Origin of the sequence: Catellatospora sp. IY07-71, from assembly GCF_018326265.1 — a bacterium.
GTDB lineage: Bacteria > Actinomycetota > Actinomycetes > Mycobacteriales > Micromonosporaceae > Catellatospora.
Window position 1 is genome coordinate 1,134,247 of the sequence record NZ_AP023360.1, and the last position, 20,245, is coordinate 1,154,491.

Here is a 20,245-nt window from a genome sequence, read left to right on the forward strand (position 1 = left end):
AGCCGCCGATCAAGCCGGGGTGCTCCCGGAACGGCGCCGCGAGCGGTGACGATCTTGCACGAAGTGTTGCCCATATGCCCGTTTAGCGCGTGTCGTCGGCACAGTTCGCGCAAGATCGCGGGCATCGGGTGCGGCCCGGGGGCGGGCGCGGCCCGGGGTCAGGGCGTGGTCGGGGTGACCAGGGCTACGGCGATGGCGGCGAGGCCCTCGCCGCGACCGGTGAGGCCGAGGCCGTCGGTGGTGGTGCCGGAGACGGTGACGGGGGCGCCGGCCGCCTCGGAGAGCACCCGCTGGGCCTCGTCGCGGCGCTTGCCGATCTTCGGGCTGACTCCGATCACCTGGATGGAGACGTTGCCGATGGCGAAGCCGGCCGCGCGCACCCGGCGGGCGGCCTCGGCCAGCAGCACCACGCCCGCGGCGCCGGACCACTCGGGCCGGTCGGTGCCGAAGTTGGCGCCCAGGTCGCCCAGGCCCGCCGCGCTGAACAGGGCGTCGCAGGCGGCGTGCGCCGCGACGTCGGCGTCGGAGTGCCCGGCCAGACCTGGCGAGTCCGGCCAGTGCAGCCCCGCCACCCAGCAGGGCCGCTCAGCGTCGAACGCGTGCACATCCGTACCGATACCGACCCTCACCGCGCCGCCTCCCTGTCGATCACGGTGTCAGGGTAGCGACACGCCGTCGAACCCGTACTTAAGTTCATGATCAACGCAGTTCGGCGTCGGCGGTGAGGAGGGCGGTGGCGATGAGGAGGTCGAGGGGGCGGGTGATTTTGAGGGCCAGGTCGCTGCCGGGGATGGTGTGGACCTGGTGGCCGAGGCGTTCGACCAGGCCGGCGTCGTCGGTGTGGTCGCCGGTGGCCTGGGCGTGGGCGGCGACGAGGGTTTCGCGGGGGAAGCCCTGGGGGGTCTGGATGGTGCGCAGGGGGGTGCGGTCGACGGTTTCGAGGACGCACTCGGCGGCGTCGACGCGCTTGACGGTGTCGACGACGGGGAGGGCGGGGACGACGGCCGGCAGGCCCGAGCGGACCGCAGCGGCGACCGCTTCGACCAGGCCGGGCGGGGTGAGGGCGCGGGCGGCGTCGTGGACCAGGACGATGTCGATCGTCGCGGGGACGGCGGCCAGGGCGGCGGCGACCGACTCCTGGCGGGTCGCGCCGCCGGGGACCACGGTCGCGCCGGGGACCAGCGCACGCACGGCGTCGACCTCGGCGGGCGGGGCGGCGATGACGATCATGGCGACGGACGGGGCCTGGGCGACCCGGCGGCAGGCGTGCACCAGGAGGGGCTCGCCGGCCAGCTCGCGCAGGGCCTTCGGCGTACCGCCGCCCAGGCGCAGGCCCATGCCGGCGGCGGGAACGAGAACCGCGACGTCCCTGCGCCCGGTGGGCGCTGGAACGTCGCGGCTATCGATATCAGAGGACACTGCTGGTGTGCGGGTCACGCCTCGGCGAGCACCTTGTCCAGGAGAACCTCGGCTCCGTCCTTGGTGCTCTTCTCGGCGAGCGCGACCTCGCCGACAAGGATGTCCCGGGCCTTGGCGAGCATGCGCTTCTCTCCCGCCGACAGACCGCGCTCACGCTCACGACGCCAGAGGTCACGCACGACCTCCGCCACCTTGAGCGGGTTACCCGAGGCGAGCTTCTCGAGATTCGCCTTGTACCGCCGCGACCAGTTGGTCGGCTCCTCGGTGTGCGGGGCGCGGAGGACGTCGAAAACCTTGGACAGGCCTTCCTCGCCAACCACCTCACGCACGCCGACGATCTCGGCGTTCTCGGCGGGCACCCGCACCGTAAGGTCGCCTTGAGCAACCCGAAGGACGAGGTAGAGCTTCTCCTCGCCCTTGATGGTGCGGGTCTCGATAGCCTCGATGAGTGCGGCCCCGTGGTGGGGGTAGACAACGGTCTCGCCGACACTGAAATCCATAGGTACGAAACCCCTTTCGCTGTGTCTAGGGTAACACGGGCGTGCCGCGCAGTCCCAGCCCGTCTTGCACAGTTAGCGCAGCTCACCCCTGTTGTGAGCCGTATTTCTTCTGCTTGACACAGCGAGGCGCCCCTTCGTCCGCTACGCTGAGTGACCCTTTCTCCACTCATTGGCGTCTGTGATGCCGGATGTCCGCATCGTGAACAGCCCTCAATCTCCTGCGATGCGCCACTAGCGTGAGTCTGTACGACGCGGGACAGTTAGAGGGACGCGGTGCAGAGCGCGCGAGGAGCCGGCGATGGGCACGCTGGGGAACGGCCTTCCGGACCTCCCGCCCGAGTGGGGAGAGGTCGTCATTCCCGATGACCCCGCTGAGCTGGCCGAGGAGGCGGAGCGGGTCCGGGCCGAGCTGAGGCGCGAGGCCAAGGCCGTACGCCGGGCGGCCCGCCGGGCGAAGTGGCGCCGCCGCCTGCGCCTGCCCGAGCGCGTCGACGACCCCGACCAGCCCTCGCTGGTGCTGCCGCTGGTCGTGCTCGGCATCGCCGTGGTGATCACGCTGCTGAGCCTGCTGCTCATCGCCTGGCCGAGCCTGACCCGAACCACCCCGACCCCGCCCCAGCCCGGCCCGCCGGTCCAGCCCGCCGTCTCCGCCCCCGCCGCCACCTCCCCGAGCGCCCCGGCGCCGACCAACTCCCCCGCCGCGCCCACCGGCACCCGACCGTCCCCCGGCTGACCCGGCTCCGCCCGGGGGCGGTCCGGCGCGCGGGAAAGGGTGGGCGCCGCCACACTGACGGGATGTCCCCGCTGCGACTGCTGCGTGCCTGCCATCCGCTGCCCGCCCTGGCCGTGACCGCCTTCGGGGCGCTGCTCGCCGCGGGCATGGGCCACTCCCCGGCCGGGATCGCGGCGGTCACGGTGACCGTCGGGCTCAGCCAGCTCTCGGTCGGCTGGGCCAACGACGCCATCGACGCCGCGCGCGACGCGGCCGTGGGCCGGACCGACAAGCCGCTGGCCGGTGACCCGGCGGCCCGCCGTACCGTCGCCGTCGCGGCCGCCGTGGCCACGGGCGGCACCGTCGCCGCCTGCCTGGCCTGGGGGTGGCCCGCCGGGGCCTGGTTCCTGGCCGCGCTGGTCTCCGCGCACCTCTACAACCACCCGCTGAAGGCGACGCCGGTCTCGATCGTGCCGTACCTGGTGTCGTTCGCCTGCCTGGTCGAGTTCGTCAGCACCGCGCGGCCCGGGGCGCCCGCCGCGCCGGGCTGGCTGGTGGCCGCCGCGGCGCTGCTGGCGGGCGCGGCGCACCTGCTCAACGCGGTGCCCGACCTGGCCGACGACGCCGCCACGGGCGTGCACGGCCTGCCCCAGCGGCTTGGCGCGCGGCGCAGCCTGCTGGCCGCCTCGGGGCTGCTGCTCGCGGCCACGCTGACCCTGCTGGCCGGGGCCCGCCCTCCGCTGTGGGCCGGGCTGGCGGCCCTCGCCACCACCGCGGGACTGATCGTGACCGGCTGGTACGCCGCACCGCGCACCGCCTTCCGCGCCCTGCTCGCCGCGGCCGCGGTGGACCTGGTGCTGCTGGTGCTCAGCGGGGCGCTGTGATCAGCGGCGGGTCGCCTGCAGGGCCTCGATCGCCGGACACTACGCTGAGCCCCGTGACGCGCTCGATCACCATGCTCTTCGCCGGCGGTGCGGCAGCCGCTGTGCTGGCCCTGTCCGGCTGCGGTGCCGGCATGATCTCCCAGACCGCCGACCAGGTCGCGGCCGTGCCCGGCTACAGCGCGACCGTGCCGGTGCCGGGCGGCGGCAACATCGCCCTGCGCGACGCCATGGTCGGCTACCCCGGCGTCAAGGGCTACCCGGCCGGTGCCGACGCCCCGCTGCAGCTGCGCATCTTCAACGACACCGACAAGCCGGTGACGCTGGAGAGCATCACCTCCAACGACGCGGCGAGCGTGAAGCTGGGCACTGCGGCCGACCTCAAGGCCACGCCGACCCCGGCCGCCGCGTCGCCGACCGCCGAGGCCTCCCCGACCGGCTCGCCCACCGCCTCGCCGAAGGCGACCGGCAGCCCGTCGCCGAAGGCGAGCCCCAGCCCGACCCAGGCGGCCGCCCCGGCCAAGCCGGTCATCCAGCCCGGCGGCTACCTGGAGCTGACCCCGCAGGCGGGCCAGCTGGCGCTGCTCACCGGCCTGAAGAAGCCGCTGGCCAACGGCGAGGGCGTGCACCTGAAGCTGACCTTCTCCAACGGCGTGGTCATCGAGACCCTGCCCGGCACGGTGATCCCGGTGGCGCCGCCGCTGAGCCTGGCGCCGCGGGTGCCGGTCGCCCCGTCGCCGCGTCCCGGCACCGAGGGCGGTCACTGACCTTCCGGATCTCGAGCCGCCCGGCACGCCACCGCTCAGGTGAGGTGCCGGGCGGCTTTTCACGTCGCACCTTCGCGATAGGTTGCCCGGGTGACCGTGCGCAGCACCACCTCGAAAGCGGCCAAGCCCGCCCGCCCGGCGTACGAATGCGACGCCTGCGGGCACCAGCCGCCGAAATGGGTCGGCCGCTGCCCGGAGTGCGGCGAGTGGGGCTCGGTCGTCGAGTCGTCCACCGGCCCGGCGCTGGGCGCGATGCGTTCGGTGGCGCCCCGCGCGCCGGGCGAGCCCGCCCGGCCCATCGCCTCGATCTCCGCCACGCCCGCCCGCGCGGTCGCCACCGGCGTCAGCGAGCTGGACCGGGTGCTCGGCGGCGGCCTGGTGCCCGGCTCGGTGGTGCTGCTGGCCGGCGAGCCGGGCGTGGGCAAGTCCACCCTGCTGCTCGACGTGGCCCAGCAGTGGGCCGCGGGCGCGGGCAGCAACTCGCTCATCGTCAGCGGTGAGGAGTCGGTCAGCCAGGTGCGGCTGCGCGCCGAGCGCATGAACACCCTGCACGAGCGCCTCTATCTGGCCGCCGAGACCGACCTGGCGGCCGTGCTGGGTCACCTGGACGCGGTCAAGCCGGGCCTGCTGGTGCTCGACTCGGTGCAGACCATCGCGGCGCCGGGCAACGACGGCGTGCCCGGCGGGGTGACCCAGGTCCGCGCGGTCACCGCCGCGCTGGTCGCGGTCGCCAAGGAGCGCAACATCGCCACGGTGCTGGTGGGCCACGTCACCAAGGACGGCAACGTGGCCGGGCCCCGGGTGCTGGAGCACCTGGTGGACGTGGTGCTGCACTTCGAGGGCGACAAGCACTCCTCGCTGCGCCTGGTCCGCGGTCTGAAGAACCGCTTCGGCGCGGCCGACGAGGTCGGCTGCTTCGAGATGAACGAGAGCGGCATCGCCTCGCTGCCCGACCCGTCCGGCCTGTTCCTCACCCGCTACGCCGAGCCGGTGCCCGGCACCTGCGTCACCGTCGCCATGGAGGGGCGCCGCGCGCTGGTCACCGAGGTGCAGGCGCTGATCGGGGCCACCGTGGCGGGCTCGCCCCGGCGGACCGTGTCCGGCCTCGACTCGGCCCGGCTGGCCATGGTGCTGGCGGTGCTGCAGCGGCGCACCGAGCGGATGGCGCTGCACGACAAGGAGGTGTTCGCGGCGACCGTGGGCGGCATCCGGGTGGTGGAGCCCGCCGCCGACCTCGCCGTGGCGCTCGCCGTCGCCTCGGCCGGGCTCAACCTGTCCATGTCGCCCCGGCTGGCCGCGATCGGCGAGGTGGGCCTCACCGGGGAGGTGCGCCGGGTCGGCGCGGTGCCGCGGCGCCTGGCCGAGGCCGCCCGGCTCGGGTTCAAGTACGCGCTCGTGCCGCCCGGCTGCGGCCCCGAGTCGACCGGCACGCCGGCCGCCGGCATGCGGGTCGAAGAGGTGTCCGACTTGCGTACGGCACTGCACTGGGCTGCGCGGTTGTCCGCTGAGTGACGCCGCCGCCACGGGCCGCCCAGCGTCCGCCGAACGTCCCCGTAGACTGTGCCCGTGCCGATCGATCGCGACACCACCTGGAACACCGCCGTAGTCGGCGGTGATCCGTTGCGCGCCACCCTGGCACGGGTCGCCCCGGGCACGCCGCTGCGGGACAGCCTCGAGCGCATCCTGCGCGGCCGGACCGGCGCCCTCATCGTCCTGGGCTACGACAAGCTCATCGAGACCCTCTGCACGGGTGGCTTCCCTCTCGACGTCGAGTTCTCCGCCACGCGCCTGCGGGAGCTGTGCAAGATGGACGGCGCCGTCGTGCTCTCCGCCGACGGCACCCGCATCCTGCGCGCCGCGGTGCACCTGATGCCGGACGCCTCCATCCCCACCGAGGAGTCGGGCACCCGGCACCGCACCGCCGAGCGCGTCTCCAAGCAGAGCGGCTACCCGGTGATCTCGGTGAGCCAGTCGATGCACATCATCGGGGTGTATGTGGCCGGCCAGCGGCACACCTTGGACGACTCGGGGCAGATACTCTCCCGCGCCAACCAGGCCCTCGCCACGCTGGAGCGGTACAAGCTGCGCCTGGACGAGGTCAGCGGCACCCTCTCCGCGCTGGAGATCGAGGACCTGGTCACCGTCCGGGACGCGCTCGCGGTCGTGCAGCGCCTGGAGATGGTGCGCCGGATCTCCGACGAGATCGCCGGGTACGTGGTCGAGCTGGGCACCGACGGCCGGCTGCTGTCGCTGCAGCTGGACGAGATGATGGCCGGCGTGGACGCCGACCGCACCCTGGTCATCCGCGACTACCTGCCGCTGGGCCGCAAGTCCCGCACCACCGACGAGGCGCTGGTCGAGCTGGACCTGCTGTCGGCGAGCGAGCTGATCGACCTGGTGTCGGTGGCCAAGGCCATGGGCTACCCGGCGACCACCGAGGCGCTGGACGCGGCGGTGAGCCCGCGCGGGTTCCGGCTGCTGGCCCGGGTGCCGCGGCTGCCCGGCGCGATAGTGGACCGGCTGGTGGACCACTTCGGCAGCCTGCAGCGCCTGCTCGGCGCCACGGTGGAGGACCTGCAGGCGGTCGACGGGGTGGGCGACGCCCGCGCCCGCGGGGTCCGCGAGGGCCTGTCCCGCCTGGCCGAGACCTCGATCCTGGAGCGGTACGTCTGAGGACGGGCTACTCCAGCTTCAGGGTCACCGACGGGCTGATGGCGGTGCCGACGCGCGCGTAGAGGCGGTACTCCCCCGCCGGGGGGACCGGGCCGTCCGGCACCCGCTTGATCGTCTTCTCGCAGGCGGAGCTGGACTTGCCGTTCCAGATCACCGTGTACGAGCGCTCGTGGTTGGGCGGGAACTGGCGCACCTCGTGGCCCTTCGGCCCGCCGCAGTCGTCGGACGACCATATCTTCTCGGTGCTCTTCAGGATGCGCAGCTCCTGCATGTCCGCGCCGACGTCACGGGTGCAGGTGCGCTTGGAGACGTTCTTGACGAGCAGGGTGATGTAGAGATCCTCACCCCGCTGCAGCGTCGTCTTGGCCGCCTTGGCGGTCACCTTGATCTCGCTGTCGGTGCACTGCTCCGGGTCCGTCTCGGTCTCCGTCGCCGCCGTGGACGGGCTCGCGCTCACCTCGGAGGCGGGCGCGATCACGTCGTCGGGGCTGGACGACGGCTCGGCGCTCGGCCCGGCCGACAGCGCCGCCGTCGGCGTGGCCGAGGACGTGGCAGCGGTGTTCTGCGCGCCGTCGCTGCCGGCGCCGCGCACCACCAGCGTCACCATGAGAACGGCAACCAGCAGCGCACCGAGCACCGTGGCGCGGCGTCGCCAGTAGACGGCTGCGGGCAGCGGACCCACTATCAGTCTCATGATGTGCTCACGCTATCGCCCACGATCACGACACGCATCACGCGACACGCTAAGTGCGTGTCACAGATAGACTTTTCGCTGATAGATCGCGTGTGCGCCGCTGACCTTGTCCAAAAACAGCAGTCCGTTGCAGTGGTCGATCTCGTGCTGCAGCGCCCGCGCCTCGAACGCGTCCGTCGTGATCGTCACCTTGCGGCCGCTGCCCGGCAGCTCGCCCGAGACCACGATCCGCCCGGCCCGTTTCACGTCCCCGGTGAGGTCCGGCACGGACATGCAGCCCTCCCGGCCCGGCCGCCACCGGCTGGCCTCCACGATCACCGCGTTGGCCAGCACGAACGTGCCGTGCACGGTGACCGCCTTCGGGTGCTCCACGACGTTCACCACGAACAGCTGCACGCCCACGCCGACCTGCGGGGCGGCCAGGCCCACGCAGCCGGGCGACACTCGCATCGTCGCGACCAGGTCCGCCGCCAGCGCGACCACCGCCGGATCGGTCGGGTCCACCGGCTCGCCGGCCCGGCTCAGCACGTGGTCCGGCGCCGTGACGACCGGCAGCACCCGGCCCTCGCCGAGCGCGGCGAGATCCCAGCCCTCGATGGCCACCTCGTTGAGCTCGCTCACGCCTCCCCCTCGCCACACTCGCCGTCGGCCCGCATGCCCGGCGCGACGCTGCGCCCGGCGGGGTCGCCCGCCTTCCGCGCCGCGGCCCGGCCGGCGCCGGTCGCGGCCGTGCTCACAGGACGTCCGCGCCCGCCGGGCGCAGACTGACCTCCACGCCCAGCTCCTCGGCGACCTTCGCCAGCCGCGCGGTCAGCTCGGCGGGCACCCCCTCGGGCAGGTCCACCTCCGCGACCAGCAGGTAGAGCGGGCCGACCAGGCGCGTGGACAGATCCGTGACGTTGCCGCCCATGTCGGCGACCACCCGGGTGACCGCCGCGACGATGCCGAGCCGGTCCGCACCGTGCACGCTCAGCAGGTACGGCAGGCCGCCGTTGTGCGGGGGCTCGTCCGGGCCGACGGCGCGTACGGTCACCAGCAGCTGGCCGTCCGCGGACAGCGGGCGCAGCGCGGCCTCGACCTCCGCGGCGCTCGCCGGGGCGGAGCAGATGAGCGTCATCGCGAAGTGACCGCGCAGCCGCGTCATGGTCGAGTCGGTCAGGTTCGCGCCGAGCCTGGCCAGCGCCTCGGCGACATCGGCGACGATCCCGGTGCGGTCCGGTCCGATCACGGTCACGGCCAGTTCGGCCCCACCCGACGAGTTGGTCATGCGGGCATTGTGCACCAGTAGGGTGGGGCCCATGTCCGAACTCGCCTCGCTGACCACTGCGTGGTACGACACCCACGCGCGGGATCTGCCCTGGCGGGCGCCGGACGTCGGCGCCTGGCCGGTGCTGGTCAGCGAGTTCATGCTGCAGCAGACGCCGGTGGTCCGGGTGCTGCCGGTGTGGCGCGAGTGGGTGGCCCGCTGGCCCGCCCCCGCCGACCTCGCCCTGGAGGAGTCCGGCGAGGCGATCCGGGCCTGGGGACGGCTCGGCTACCCGCGGCGTGCCATGCGCCTGCACGCCTGCGCGACGGCGCTGGTGGAGCGGCACGGCGGCGAGGTGCCCCGACGGCTGGACCAGATGCTGGCGCTGCCCGGCGTCGGCGACTACACGGCGCGGGCGGTGCTCGCGTTCGCGTACGGGCAGCGCCATCCGGTGGTGGACACCAACGTGCGGCGGGTCGCCGCGCGGGCGGTCACCGGCGCGCCCGACGCCGGCGCGGCCACCACCCCGGCTGACCTGGCCCTGGTCGAGTCGCTGCTCCCGGCCGCGGACGCGGCGGCCGCGCGGGCCAGTGCGGCCTTCATGGAGCTGGGCGCGGTGCTGTGCACGGCGCGTACGCCCCGCTGTGAGACCTGCCCGCTGCGCGCGCACTGCAAGTGGCGGGCCACCGGCGCGGCCCTCCCTGAGGGGCCGTCCCGCAAGCCGCAGCGGTACGCGGGCACCGACCGCCAGGTGCGGGGCCTGCTGCTCGCCGTGCTCCGCCACGCGACCGGCCCGGTGGCCCGGCCCGCCCTCGACGTGGTGTGGGCCGACGCGGTACAGCGCGAGCGCGCCCTGGCCAGCCTGCTCGCCGACGGCCTGGTGGTGCCCCACGGCGAGCGCTACGCCCTGCCCGGCACCCCGGAACCCGCCCAGCCGGTGTGAGTCCCCGCCTTCCGCGCCGCTGAGGCTCCGGGCCGGGCGTGGAAGATCGCGGTGAGACGGGTGGCCGGGGCCAAGATCGGTGTTTGGTGTCGGAACCGGCAGCCAGACCAAAGGTTCGGACACGAGACGGCGATCTTGCACAGCACGGCGTGACGGCGGCGCGGCGCGGCGCGGCCGATATCCGACTGGTGTTCGGGTCTCGTGCGGGATTGCGAATCCGGCTCGGATCGATAGAGTCCGGGCGTGGCCCCCTCCCCCGCCCGCCGCGCCCTCACCGTGCTGCTGCTCGGCGCCCTGCTCGCGCCCGCCGCGTGCAAGAGCGCAGGCCCGGACCCGATCTTCGCCGAACCGGGGCCGAGCGCCTCGCCGAGCGTGACGCCGTCGCCGAGCGCCTCCCCGAGCCCGTCGGCGCCGCCGGCCTCGCCCACGATGAAGCCGGTGACGGTCAAGAACCTGCAGTGGTACCTGTCCCAGGTGCCCGACTTCCCGGACGCGCCCGCCCCGCAGCGGGTGAACGTGCCGGAGAGCAGCTCGGCGGTGTTCTGGTTCCGCGTGCCGACCAATCAGAAGGTCGCTTTCATCACCATCGACGACGGTGCGCTGTCGCGCAAGCCCGAGGTCGTCGAGTTCATCCGGCGGGCGAAGATCCCGGTGACGCTGTTCCTCAACTCGCCGGCCGCCACCCAGCACCCGGCCTACTTCAAGGCAATCCAGGACGCGGGCGGCATGATCGAGAACCACACGATCACGCACACCTCGCTGAAGGGCAAGTCCTACGACTTCCAGAAGAAGGAGATCTGCGGGGCGGCGGACAAGCTGGAGCAGCTGTTCGGCCGTCGGCCGACGCTGTTCCGCCCGCCGTTCGGCAACCGGGACGCCACCACGCTGAAGGCGGCCCGCGACTGCGGGGCGGTGGCCGTCTTCTACTGGACGCAGACGGTCGACAAGGGCAAGGTCCGCTACCAGACCGCCGAGAAGGTGGTGAAGCCCGGCGACGTGCTGCTCATGCACTTCCGCCCGGCGCTGATGGACGACCTCTTGGCCGCCCTCAAGGCGATCCACCGCTCCGGCCTCACCCCGGCCCTGATGGAGGACTACGTCGGGTGACTTCGGGTCACGCCGTTCGGCCGGTCGCCCGGGCGGCCACCGACCCCGGCGGGGCGTTCTGCGGCCTACCCACCCTTCCATGATCGGCGTCTCGTGTCAGAGCCTGCGTTCTGACCATGCCTTCCGACACGAAACACCGATCATGATGGCGCAGCCCGCCGCGAACCCAGCGCCCGCCGCTTGCCGCGAAGCAAACCTAGGTCGAGCACGCAGAAGGGGCACCGCGCCGAGCGCGGTGCCCCTTTCTCGTAGCGCTGTTACGCGGCGGCGTCGCTGCCGACCGGCTCGGCCGGCGTCTCGGGCGCGGCCGGAGCCGGCGCCTTCTGCGAGGCCGTGAAGGTCAGCTTGGCCGTCTCGACCTGCTCCGGGTCGCCCTCGCAGTCGACCAGCACGTGCTGGCCGGGCTTGAGCTCCTGGAACAGGATCCGCTCGCTGAGCGTGTCCTCCAGCTCGCGCTGGATCGTCCGGCGCAGCGGCCGGGCGCCCAGGACCGGGTCGAAGCCCTTCTTCGCCAGGTAACGCTTGGCGTTGTCGGTCAGCTCCAGGCCCATGTCCTTGTTGCGCAGCTGGATCTCGATCCGCTTGATCATGATGTCCACGATCGAGAGGATCTCCACCTCGGTCAGCTGGTGGAAGACGATGGTGTCGTCGATACGGTTCAGGAACTCCGGGCGGAAGTGCTGCTTCAGCTCGTCGTTGACCTTGACCTTCATCCGCTCGTAGTTCGACTCCGCGTCCTCGGACTTCTGGAAGCCCAGCGAGACCGCCTTGGCCACGTCCCGGGTGCCCAGGTTGGTGGTCAGGATGATCACGGTGTTCTTGAAGTCCACGATGCGGCCCTGGCCGTCGGTCAGGCGACCGTCCTCCAGGATCTGCAGCAGCGTGTTGAACACGTCCGGGTGGGCCTTCTCGATCTCGTCGAACAGGACCACCGAGAACGGCCGGCGGCGCACCTTCTCGGTGAGCTGGCCGCCCTCGTCGTAGCCGACGTATCCGGGCGGGGCGCCGACCAGGCGGGACACCGTGTACCGGTCGTGGAACTCGGACATGTCCAGCTGGATCAGCGCGTCCTCGCTGCCGAACAGGAACTCCGCGAGCGCCTTGGACAGCTCGGTCTTACCGATACCCGACGGGCCGGCGAAGATGAACGAACCGGACGGGCGCTTCGGGTCCTTGAGACCGGCCCGCGTACGGCGGATCGCCTTGGAGACCGCCTTGACCGCGTCGATCTGGCCGACGACCCGCTTGTGCAGCTCGTCCTCCATGCGCAGCAGGCGGGAGGTCTCCTCCTCGGTCAGCTTGTACACCGGGATGCCGGTCCAGTTGGCCAGGACCTCGGCGATCTGCTCGTCGTCCACCTCGCTGACGACGTCCAGGTCACCGGCCTTCCACTGCTTCTCCCGCTCGCCCTTCTGGCCCAGGAGCTGCTTCTCCTTGTCGCGCAGCTGCGCGGCCCGCTCGAAGTCCTGCGCGTCGATCGCGGACTCCTTGTCGCGGCGCACCTGGGCGATCTTCTCGTCGAAGTCGCGCAGGTCCGGCGGCGCGGTCATGCGACGGATGCGCATCCGGGCGCCGGCCTCGTCGATCAGGTCGATCGCCTTGTCCGGCAGGAAGCGGTCGGAGATGTACCGGTCGGCCAGGTTCGCCGCGGCGACCAGGGCCGCGTCGGTGATGGTGACCCGGTGGTGCGCCTCGTAGCGGTCACGCAGGCCCTTGAGCATCTCGATGGTGTGCGCCACCGAGGGCTCGCCGACCTGGATCGGCTGGAAGCGCCGCTCCAGCGCCGCGTCCTTCTCCAGGTGCTTGCGGTACTCGTCGAGCGTGGTGGCGCCGATGGTCTGCAGCTCGCCGCGGGCCAGCATCGGCTTCAGGATGCTGGCGGCGTCGATCGCGCCCTCGGCGGCGCCCGCGCCGACCAGAGTGTGGATCTCGTCGATGAACAGGATGATGTCGCCGCGCGTGCGGATCTCCTTGAGCACCTTCTTCAGGCGCTCCTCGAAGTCACCGCGGTAGCGGGAGCCGGCCACCAGGGCGCCGAGGTCGAGCGTGTAGAGCTGCTTGTCCTTCAGCGTCTCCGGCACCTCGCCCTTGACGATCTTCTGGGCCAGGCCCTCGACGACCGTCGTCTTGCCGACGCCGGGCTCGCCGATCAGCACCGGGTTGTTCTTGGTGCGGCGGGACAGCACCTGCATGACCCGCTCGATCTCCTTCTCCCGGCCGATCACGGGGTCGAGCTTGCCCTCCCGCGCCGACTGGGTCAGGTTGCGACCGAACTGGTCCAGCACGAGGCTGGTGGAGGGAGCGGCCTCACCGGGGGCGGCGCCGGCCGCGGCCGGCTCCTTGCCGCCCTGGTAGCCCGACAGGAGCTGGATGACCTGCTGGCGCACCCGGTTGAGGTCGGCGCCGAGCTTCACCAGCACCTGGGCCGCGACACCCTCACCCTCGCGGATCAGACCGAGCAGGATGTGCTCGGTGCCGATGTAGTTGTGGCCGAGCTGCAGCGCCTCGCGCAGCGACAGCTCCAGCACCTTCTTGGCCCGCGGCGTGAACGGGATGTGCCCGCTCGGCGCCTGCTGGCCCTGGCCGATGATCTCCTCTACCTGCTGGCGCACGCCCTCCAGCGAGATGCCGAGACTTTCCAGCGCCTTCGCCGCGACGCCCTCACCCTCGTGGATGAGGCCGAGCAGGATGTGCTCCGTGCCGATGTAGTTGTGGTTGAGCATCCTGGCTTCTTCCTGAGCCAGGACGACCACCCGACGCGCCCGGTCGGTGAACCGCTCGAACATTCCCGCTCCTCACCTACGCCTCAGTCCTCGAACTCCCGGGGGGAGATCCTCGGCGGCGAAGCTGTTTCACTCACTCTAACGCCAGACTCCGACCATGTCGGCCCACCGGAAACGGTCCGCTGGTCACCGTTGGGTAACCGTCAGGTCGCTCACCGTCGGGCAGACAGCGGAGTAAAGGGTGCAAAACTCCTGCAATCCGCCGCCGGTACCGGCATTAGAGCCAACCTTGCCTGGAGTACGGCTGTTCCGCATCCAGGACCGCTACGCGCACAGCGAAAATCGGCGCCCACATTCTGATCCGGCAGGCGCACCGATCGACCGAAACACGAAAAAACGGTACGACGCGAAGGAATGTGCATAACCTTCGCGGCGCACCGCTTTTCATACGAAATTTGCGTGAAGCTCGCAGACCCGGCCGGTCTGCCGCGGTCAGCGCAGCCCGGCGGCGTAGTAGGCCTCGATGACCTTGGCCGGCACCCGGCCCCGGTCGTTGACCTCCTTGCCCTGGTCCTTCGCCCACTCGCGCACCCGCTGGTTGAACGCACGCTGCTCAGCGGCGGTCGGCGCCTTCGCCTTCGGGGCGGCGGCCGGACCACGGCGGCCGCTCTCCTTGCGCGCGGCGGCCAGGAACGGCGCCAGCGCCAATGCCAGCTTGTCGTGGTTCGCCGGGCCGAGATCGATCTCGTAGTTGGCGCCTTCGAACCCGAACTTCACACTACGGACGTCGCCTTCGGAACCATCGAGGTCGTCCGCCAGAACCACAATCTCGCGCCTGGCCATAGGGTCTTCCTTTCTCGCCGCCCCGTGCCTCCCCGCCAGTCAAGGGCGCCATAATTGCATAGAGGGTGACGCCCGCCAGGATAGAACAGTTTTCGACAGCGAATCAATTCCGGGGTAGACCTTTATTCCAGTGCGGCGCGGCGGCGCGGCGCAAACCGCCGCACGGCACCGGATCGGCTATCGTCTGACAAGGGAAAATAGCGTCCGCTAGCCCATTCAACGCCCGAGGACGCGGCTGGGGATACCGGTTCCAGGCGCCGGGATGCGGCGCCCCGCGGACGCCGCATGCCGACCCCGCCGGTATGGCGATAGTCGCGGCAAAGCCCGCTATCAGCGCTCCGCGACCGTACGATGACGGTCCGCCGCCGCGCCCCGTCCCGGCACCATTGCGGCAACCGCCGAATTCATGCTCGTCAGCGCCGCCGCATAACGCCCGGACAGCTCCCTGAATACGCGTGCCCCTGCACTAGGGTGACCCGGGCGGAATACGGCGGACACGGGGAGGCGTCCATGGCTGGAATCGAGGAGCACCGGCTGTCCTTCGGCAGCGCGGCACAGGTCTATGAACGGGCCCGCCCGACCTATCCGGCCGAGGCGCTCGCCTGGGCGATCGGCACCCCGCCCGCGCGGGTGGTCGATCTGGGCGCCGGGACTGGGCAGCTCAGCCGGGTGGCCCTCGCCGCCGGCTTCGACGTGGTGCCGGTGGAGCCGGACCCGCAGATGCGCGCGGCGCTGGCGCGGGCCACGCCCGGGGTGACCCCGCTGGCGGGCGCGGCCGAGGCGATCCCGCTGCCGGACGGCTCCGCCGACGCCATCGTCGTGGGCACCGCGTACCACTGGTTCGATCCGGCGACGGCGCACCCGGAGATGGCGCGGGTGCTGCGGGCCGGTGGCGTGCTGGCGCCCCTGTGGAACGACCGCGACACCAGCCTCGACTGGACGCGGCAGCTCGACGCGATCGTCCGGACCGCCGCCTTCCACCGCGCGCGGCTCGACGCCGACCTGGACTTCGGGCCGCTGTTCACGCCCGTCGAGCGCGCCGAGTTCCGGCACACCGTGCGGCAGACGCCGCAGGGCCTGCTCGACCTGGTCGCCTCGCGCTCCTGGTACCTGACCGCCGCCCCCGCCGAGCAGGAGCGGCTGCTGACCGCGGTGCGCGAGCTGTGCGCGGACCACCCCGACCTGGCCGGCCGCGACAGCTTCGAGCTGCCCTACCTAACGGTGGCGTACCGGGCGGTCAGGCGCTGACGTTGCGCTCGTACACCATGCGCAGCCCGATGAGGGTGATCATCGGCTCGTGGTGGGTGATGGTCCGGCACTCGCTGATGACGACGGGCGCGAGCCCGCCCGTGGCGATGACCGCGGTGACCCCGCCGAGTTCCTCGATCATGCGGTTGACGACGCCGTCCACCTGCCCGGCGAAGCCGTAGACCACCCCGGACTGCAGGCACTCGACGGTGTTCTTGCCGATGATGCGGGCGGGCTTGATCAGCTCGACCTTGCGCAGCTGGGCGGCGCGGGCGGCGAGCGCCTCGACCGAGATCTCGATGCCCGGGGCGAGCACCCCGCCCAGGAACTCGCCGCGGGCGCTGATCGCGTCGAAGTTGGTCGAGGTGCCGAAGTCGACCACGATCGCCGGGCCGCCGTAGAGGGCGTGCGCGGCCAGCGTGTTGACCACGCGGTCGGCGCCGACCTCCTTCGGGTTGTCGATGGCCAGCTGCACGCCCGTGCGCACGCCCGGCTCGACGACGACCGCGGGCAGGCCGCCGTAGTACCGGCTGAGCATGGTGCGCAGCGAGCGCAGCGCGGCCGGCACCGTGGAGCACGCGGCCACCCCGGTGATCTCCACATTGTCCCCGGCCAGCAGCCCGCGGAACATCAGGCCCAGCTCGTCGGCGGTGTTGCGGGCGTCGGTCTTGACCCGCCACGAGTGCACGATCTGCTCGCCGTCGAAGGTGGCGAGCACCGTGTTGGTGTTACCGATGTCGATACAGAGCAGCACCGGGCGTCTACTTCCGCGCTCGGAGGTCCAGGGCGATGTCCACGATAGGCGACGAGTGGGTCAGCGCCCCCACCGAGAGGTAGTCCACCCCGGTCGCCGCGTACGCGGCCGCGACCTCCAGGGTGAGCCCGCCGGTCGCCTCCAGCTCGGCCCGGTCGCCGACCGCGGCGACCACCTCGCGCAGCAGCTCCGGCGACATGTTGTCGCACAGCAGGAAGGTCGCCCCGGCGGCCACCGCCTCCTGCGCCTCGGCCAGCGTGGTCACCTCGACCTGCACCGGCACGTCCGGGAAGTTCTTGCGCACCAGGTCGTACGCCGCCGTGATGGAGCCCGCGGCGAGCTTGTGGTTGTCCTTGATCATGGCCACGTCGTAGAGGCCCATGCGCTTGTTCGTGCCGCCGGCGGCGCGCACCGCGTACTTCTCCAGCGGCCGCAGGCCGGGGGTAGTCTTGCGGGTGTCCAGCACCAGCGCCTTGGTGCCCGCGAGCTGCTCGACCCAGCGGCGCGTGTGGGTGGCCACTCCGGACATGCGGCACAGCAGGTTCAGCGCGGTGCGCTCGGCCGACAGCAGGGTGCGGGTCGGGCCGGTGATGGTGGCCAGCACGTCGCCGCGCGCCACCGTGTCGCCGTCCTGCACGTGCACGGTCACCTCGGCGCCCGGCCCGGCCAGCTCGAACACCAGCTCCGCCACGGCCAGCCCGGCGACCACGCCCGCCTCCCGGGCGATCAGGTCCGCGGTGTCGGTCTGCTGCTCGGGGATGGTCGCGACGCTGGTCACGTCGAGCCGGTCCGGCCCGAGGTCCTCGCGCAGCGCGTTCGCCACGATGCGCTGCACCTCGTCCGGGTCCAGCCCCGCCTTGGCCAGCTGCGCCTGCGTCGTGTCCCTCATGCCATCGCCTCCCAGGTCTCGGTCATGGTCTCCGCGGCCAGGGCCGGGAACAGGTGGCCCCGCCAGTCCGGGGCCGCCTCTGGATGATCCTCTCGCCAGTGACAGCCGCGCGTCTCGACGCGCAGCGAGGCCGAGGCCACCAGCGCGCTCGCCACGGTCAGCAGGTTCGCGAACTCCCAGCCCGCGGTGCGGCCGGGCAGCGGCGGCGTGCCCACCTCACGCAGCACGGCGGCCGTCTCGGCCAGCGTCTCCGCGCTGCGCAGCACGCCCGCGCCACGGGTCATCGCCCGCTGCAGCGCACGCCGGCGCGCGGCCAGCTCGTCAGGGTCCGCCGGAGGCGCCGCCACGACGCCCTCCGGCGTCCACGCCAGACCGGTGAGCGCCGACTCGGCGCCCGCCGCCCCGGGAACGGCCGGAGAGGCGGACCCACCGACCGCACCACCATCCTCCGGCGTGCCGTCAGCGCCGAATCCGGCCTGCGGGACGGTCGCGTCGGCGAGCACCGGGTCGGACTGCGGGGGCAGGTCGCGGGCGATGTCGGCGGCGATCCGCCGGGCGAAGACCAGGCCCTCCAGCAGCGAGTTCGAGGCCAGACGGTTGGCGCCGTGCACACCCGTGCAGGCCACCTCACCGCATGCGTACAGGCCGGGGATGCTCGTCCGCCCGTCGAGGTCCGTGCGCACGCCACCGGAGGCGTAGTGCGCCGCGGGGGCCACCGGGATCAGGTCGACCGTGGGATCGACCCCGGCCGCCAGGCAGTACGCCGTGATCGTCGGGAACCGGTTGGCCAGGTCGGGCACGTGCCGCGCGTCCAGATACACGTGGTCGGTGCCCGACGCCAGCATCTGCCGGTGGATGCCCTTGGCCACCACGTCGCGCGGCGCCAGCTCGGCCAGCTCGTGCTGCCCCACCATGAAACGCTTGCCGTCGGCGTCGACCAGATACGCCCCCTCGCCGCGCAGCGCCTCGCTGACCAGCGGCTGCTGCGCGGTCCGGTTGCCGGGCAGGTACAGCGAGGTGGGGTGGAACTGCACGAACTCCAGGTCGGTGACGTCGGCCCCGGCCCGCAGCGCCAGCGCCACCCCGTCGCCGGTGGACACCACGGGGTTGGTGGTGGCCGCGAAGATCTGCCCGAGACCGCCGGTGGCCAGCACCACCGCCCGCGCCAGCACCGCGCCGACGCCGTCCTCGGTGCCCTCGCCGAGCACGTGCAGGGTGACCCCGCAGGCCCGCCCGGCGGCGTCGCGCAGCAGGTCGAGCACCAGCGCGTGCTCCACGAGCCGGATCCACGGGTCGCGGCGCACCGCGGCGTGCAGCGCCCGCTGCACCTCGGCGCCGGTGGCGTCGCCGCCCGCGTGCACGATGCGGTTGGCGTGGTGGCCGCCCTCGCGGGTCAGCATCAGCGTGCCGTCGGGGTGGCGGTCGAACTCGGCGCCCATCTTAATCAGCTCGCGTACCCGGGCCGGGCCCTCGGTCACCAGCACGTCGACCGCGGCCGGGTCGCACAGGCCCACCCCGGCGACCAGGGTGTCCTGGGCGTGGGCGGCGGGGGTGTCCAGCGGGTCCAGGACCGCGGCGATGCCGCCCTGTGCCCAGCGGGTGGAGCCGTCATCGATGTTGACCTTGGTCACCACCGTGACGTGCAGGCCCGCTTCCCGCAGGTGCAGCGCGGCGGTGAGCCCGGCGATGCCGGACCCGATCACGACCACGTCGGTGGGCTCGAACCAGCTCGCCGGCCGGGCGGGCAACGCCCGCGGCGGCGCCGGAAGCTCAACCGGGACTGTCAACGCGTTGCGCACCAGCACAGTCAACCGCGCCGCAGCCCGCCGTTCACCCCCGACCCCACGTGAGTCCCCTCACGGAGCCGGCTCACCCGGTCAGCTCGGGATGCCCTTGCCCTTGCTGCCCTTGGCCGAGCCGGTCATCTTCTTCGTCTCCAGCCACAGGTAGCAGCGCACCCCGCGGTCGCCCGCGGCCCAGGTCGCGCGGCTGTACGGCCAGGAGATCACGCCGTACTTCGAGGTCGCGCTCTTGGCCACGCCGATGAAGTCGGCCATCACCTTGCGGCAGTTGTCGTGGAAGTAGTTCCAGTCCGCGTCGGTGCTCGGGTACTTGCGGGTCGCGGCGGCCATGAAGGTGCCGACGTACTCCGCGTTGTGCGCCTTGGCGCAGTCGATCTCGGGCATGCTGTCCACCGAGCCGTTCTTGCCGGTCTCGGCGAAGCAGCCGAGCAGCAGCCCGGTCGGCAGGCTGCCGCGCAGGCTGCCCTTGCGCTGGACCCAGTCGGCGTCGTCGGTGACGGTGGTCAGCTCGTTCAGCTCGCAGCGATACCACCGGGCGCCGCCCTGCCAGGCCGCGGACGAGGGCAGGGTCAGCTCCAGGGTCAGCCGCCCGTCCCGCCACTGGCGGCCGGTGAACGCGGTGGCCCGCTCGTCGCACTCGGCGAACGCGGGCGCGACCGAGACGTCGTCCGGCTCCGGCGGGGTGGCCAGCTCGGCAGCCGGGCCGGTCAGCTGGCCGACGTACACCGTCTCGCCGTAGTGCGCCAGCTCGCAGTCGACGGGGCGGTAGGCCGTGGCGCGGCCGGTCCGCTCGTACGTGTTCTCGTGGCACACCTCGGCGCCGGGGGTGAACACCTTCGCCTCGGGCAGGGCCGCCCAGTCGTCGGCGAGCCGGCCGTCCACCCCGGCCGCGGCCGGGCCGCAACCGGTCAGCGCTGTCGCCAGTGCGCAGGCAGCCGCACCGGCGGCGATCCACCGCCTCCACGCCATGTGTCGTCCCTCCCAGACCCCGGTCCGCCCGGGGAGCCTAACCGAACAAAGGCCCGGGCGACACCGGAGCTGTCG

At 72.5% G+C, this 20,245-nt stretch carries 20 protein-coding genes; 8 read left to right on the top strand and 12 right to left on the bottom strand.

Annotated features, from left to right (window positions below; all coding sequences use genetic code 11):
• Positions 1-158: 158 nt before the first annotated feature.
• The 3 genes from ispF to CS0771_RS05180 all read right to left on the bottom strand — a co-directional run bounded on the left by ispF (position 159) and on the right by CS0771_RS05180 (position 1,919).
• Positions 159-629: a 2-C-methyl-D-erythritol 2,4-cyclodiphosphate synthase gene (ispF, locus tag CS0771_RS05170; RefSeq protein WP_212840006.1), complete on the bottom strand. Its 471-nt coding sequence runs from the start codon at positions 627-629 to the stop codon at positions 159-161.
• A 70-nt stretch (positions 630-699) separates the two neighbouring features.
• On the bottom strand, positions 700-1,419 hold the full coding sequence (ispD, locus tag CS0771_RS05175; RefSeq protein ID WP_256442870.1) for a 2-C-methyl-D-erythritol 4-phosphate cytidylyltransferase: 720 nt from the start codon (positions 1,417-1,419) through the stop codon (positions 700-702).
• A 14-nt stretch (positions 1,420-1,433) separates the two neighbouring features.
• On the bottom strand, positions 1,434-1,919 hold the full coding sequence (locus CS0771_RS05180; RefSeq protein ID WP_120317389.1) for a CarD family transcriptional regulator: 486 nt from the start codon (positions 1,917-1,919) through the stop codon (positions 1,434-1,436).
• 298 nt (positions 1,920-2,217) lie between these two features.
• Here CS0771_RS05180 and CS0771_RS05185 point away from each other — a divergent pair, with 298 nt between their 5' ends.
• The 5 genes from CS0771_RS05185 to disA all read left to right on the top strand — a co-directional run bounded on the left by CS0771_RS05185 (position 2,218) and on the right by disA (position 6,952).
• Complete coding sequence (locus CS0771_RS05185; protein ID WP_212840008.1) at positions 2,218-2,652, top strand: hypothetical protein; 435 nt, start codon at positions 2,218-2,220, stop codon at positions 2,650-2,652.
• A gap of 62 nt (positions 2,653-2,714) precedes the next feature.
• Entirely contained in the window at positions 2,715-3,515 is an 801-nt protein-coding gene (locus CS0771_RS05190; protein WP_212840009.1) for a UbiA family prenyltransferase, read from the top strand.
• A 53-nt stretch (positions 3,516-3,568) separates the two neighbouring features.
• On the top strand, positions 3,569-4,279 hold the full coding sequence (locus tag CS0771_RS05195) for a hypothetical protein (protein ID WP_212840010.1): 711 nt from the start codon (positions 3,569-3,571) through the stop codon (positions 4,277-4,279).
• A 90-nt stretch (positions 4,280-4,369) separates the two neighbouring features.
• Positions 4,370-5,791: a DNA repair protein RadA gene (gene radA / locus CS0771_RS05200; RefSeq protein ID WP_212840011.1), complete on the top strand. Its 1,422-nt coding sequence runs from the start codon at positions 4,370-4,372 to the stop codon at positions 5,789-5,791.
• A 54-nt stretch (positions 5,792-5,845) separates the two neighbouring features.
• Positions 5,846-6,952, top strand: a complete 1,107-nt coding sequence (disA, locus tag CS0771_RS05205; RefSeq protein ID WP_346111946.1) for a DNA integrity scanning diadenylate cyclase DisA — start codon at positions 5,846-5,848, stop codon at positions 6,950-6,952.
• A gap of 7 nt (positions 6,953-6,959) precedes the next feature.
• On the opposite strand, the gene CS0771_RS05210 is transcribed toward disA, so the two are convergent.
• The 3 genes from CS0771_RS05210 to CS0771_RS05220 form a co-directional block, all read right to left on the bottom strand.
• Positions 6,960-7,646 (bottom strand): hypothetical protein, encoded by a 687-nt coding sequence (locus CS0771_RS05210; protein ID WP_212840012.1) that lies wholly within the window; start codon positions 7,644-7,646, stop codon positions 6,960-6,962.
• Between the two features lie 60 nt (positions 7,647-7,706).
• Positions 7,707-8,267: a peptide deformylase gene (locus CS0771_RS05215; RefSeq protein WP_212840013.1), complete on the bottom strand. Its 561-nt coding sequence runs from the start codon at positions 8,265-8,267 to the stop codon at positions 7,707-7,709.
• 112 nt (positions 8,268-8,379) lie between these two features.
• Entirely contained in the window at positions 8,380-8,913 is a 534-nt protein-coding gene (locus CS0771_RS05220; protein ID WP_212840014.1) for a glycine cleavage system protein R, read from the bottom strand.
• Positions 8,914-8,944: 31 nt separating this feature from the next.
• Here CS0771_RS05220 and CS0771_RS05225 point away from each other — a divergent pair, with 31 nt between their 5' ends.
• Together CS0771_RS05225 and CS0771_RS05230 are read left to right on the top strand one after the other, a co-directional pair.
• Positions 8,945-9,835: an A/G-specific adenine glycosylase gene (locus CS0771_RS05225; protein WP_212840015.1), complete on the top strand. Its 891-nt coding sequence runs from the start codon at positions 8,945-8,947 to the stop codon at positions 9,833-9,835.
• 243 nt (positions 9,836-10,078) lie between these two features.
• On the top strand, positions 10,079-10,942 hold the full coding sequence (locus tag CS0771_RS05230) for a polysaccharide deacetylase family protein (RefSeq protein ID WP_212840016.1): 864 nt from the start codon (positions 10,079-10,081) through the stop codon (positions 10,940-10,942).
• A gap of 257 nt (positions 10,943-11,199) precedes the next feature.
• On the opposite strand, the gene CS0771_RS05235 is transcribed toward CS0771_RS05230, so the two are convergent.
• On the bottom strand, positions 11,200-13,728 hold the full coding sequence (locus CS0771_RS05235; RefSeq protein ID WP_212840017.1) for an ATP-dependent Clp protease ATP-binding subunit: 2,529 nt from the start codon (positions 13,726-13,728) through the stop codon (positions 11,200-11,202).
• A 429-nt stretch (positions 13,729-14,157) separates the two neighbouring features.
• Positions 14,158-14,508: an Lsr2 family protein gene (locus CS0771_RS05240; RefSeq protein WP_203745790.1), complete on the bottom strand. Its 351-nt coding sequence runs from the start codon at positions 14,506-14,508 to the stop codon at positions 14,158-14,160.
• 510 nt (positions 14,509-15,018) lie between these two features.
• On the opposite strand from CS0771_RS05240, the gene CS0771_RS05245 reads away from it, so the two are divergent.
• Complete coding sequence (locus tag CS0771_RS05245; RefSeq protein WP_212840018.1) at positions 15,019-15,756, top strand: class I SAM-dependent methyltransferase; 738 nt, start codon at positions 15,019-15,021, stop codon at positions 15,754-15,756.
• Here the strand turns inward: CS0771_RS05245 and CS0771_RS05250 are convergent.
• The 4 genes from CS0771_RS05250 to CS0771_RS05270 all read right to left on the bottom strand — a co-directional run bounded on the left by CS0771_RS05250 (position 15,746) and on the right by CS0771_RS05270 (position 20,170).
• Entirely contained in the window at positions 15,746-16,510 is a 765-nt protein-coding gene (locus CS0771_RS05250; protein ID WP_212840019.1) for a type III pantothenate kinase, read from the bottom strand. The genes CS0771_RS05245 and CS0771_RS05250 overlap by 11 nt on opposite strands.
• Before the next feature lie 7 nt (positions 16,511-16,517).
• On the bottom strand, positions 16,518-17,399 hold the full coding sequence (gene nadC / locus CS0771_RS05255; protein WP_212840020.1) for a carboxylating nicotinate-nucleotide diphosphorylase: 882 nt from the start codon (positions 17,397-17,399) through the stop codon (positions 16,518-16,520).
• The gene (locus CS0771_RS05265) at positions 17,396-19,186 is read right to left on the bottom strand and encodes an L-aspartate oxidase (RefSeq protein ID WP_244870613.1); all 1,791 of its coding nucleotides are present in this window, start codon (positions 19,184-19,186) and stop codon (positions 17,396-17,398) included. Before CS0771_RS05265 ends, nadC begins: the two co-directional genes overlap by 4 nt.
• A 90-nt stretch (positions 19,187-19,276) precedes the next feature.
• Positions 19,277-20,170 carry a septum formation family protein gene (locus tag CS0771_RS05270; RefSeq protein WP_212840021.1) on the bottom strand — a complete coding sequence of 298 codons (894 nt, stop codon included), beginning with the start codon at positions 20,168-20,170 and terminating at the stop codon, positions 19,277-19,279.
• Between the last annotated feature and the right edge of the window lie 75 nt (positions 20,171-20,245).

Excerpts from the sequence above, each read along its gene's own strand:
- CS0771_RS05180 (WP_120317389.1), bottom strand. The coding sequence starts at position 1,919 with ATGGATTTCAGTGTCGGCGAGACCGTTGTCTACCCCCACCACGGGGCC.
- CS0771_RS05185 (WP_212840008.1), top strand. The coding sequence starts at position 2,218 with ATGGGCACGCTGGGGAACGGCCTTCCGGACCTCCCGCCCGAGTGGGGA.
- CS0771_RS05190 (WP_212840009.1), top strand. The coding sequence starts at position 2,715 with ATGTCCCCGCTGCGACTGCTGCGTGCCTGCCATCCGCTGCCCGCCCTG.
- CS0771_RS05210 (WP_212840012.1), bottom strand. The coding sequence starts at position 7,646 with ATGAGACTGATAGTGGGTCCGCTGCCCGCAGCCGTCTACTGGCGACGC.
- CS0771_RS05220 (WP_212840014.1), bottom strand. The coding sequence starts at position 8,913 with ATGACCAACTCGTCGGGTGGGGCCGAACTGGCCGTGACCGTGATCGGA.
- CS0771_RS05225 (WP_212840015.1), top strand. The coding sequence starts at position 8,945 with ATGTCCGAACTCGCCTCGCTGACCACTGCGTGGTACGACACCCACGCG.
- CS0771_RS05235 (WP_212840017.1), bottom strand. The coding sequence starts at position 13,728 with ATGTTCGAGCGGTTCACCGACCGGGCGCGTCGGGTGGTCGTCCTGGCT.
- CS0771_RS05240 (WP_203745790.1), bottom strand. The coding sequence starts at position 14,508 with ATGGCCAGGCGCGAGATTGTGGTTCTGGCGGACGACCTCGATGGTTCC.
- CS0771_RS05245 (WP_212840018.1), top strand. The coding sequence starts at position 15,019 with ATGGCTGGAATCGAGGAGCACCGGCTGTCCTTCGGCAGCGCGGCACAG.
- nadC (WP_212840020.1), bottom strand. The coding sequence starts at position 17,399 with ATGAGGGACACGACGCAGGCGCAGCTGGCCAAGGCGGGGCTGGACCCG.
- CS0771_RS05270 (WP_212840021.1), bottom strand. The coding sequence starts at position 20,170 with ATGGCGTGGAGGCGGTGGATCGCCGCCGGTGCGGCTGCCTGCGCACTG.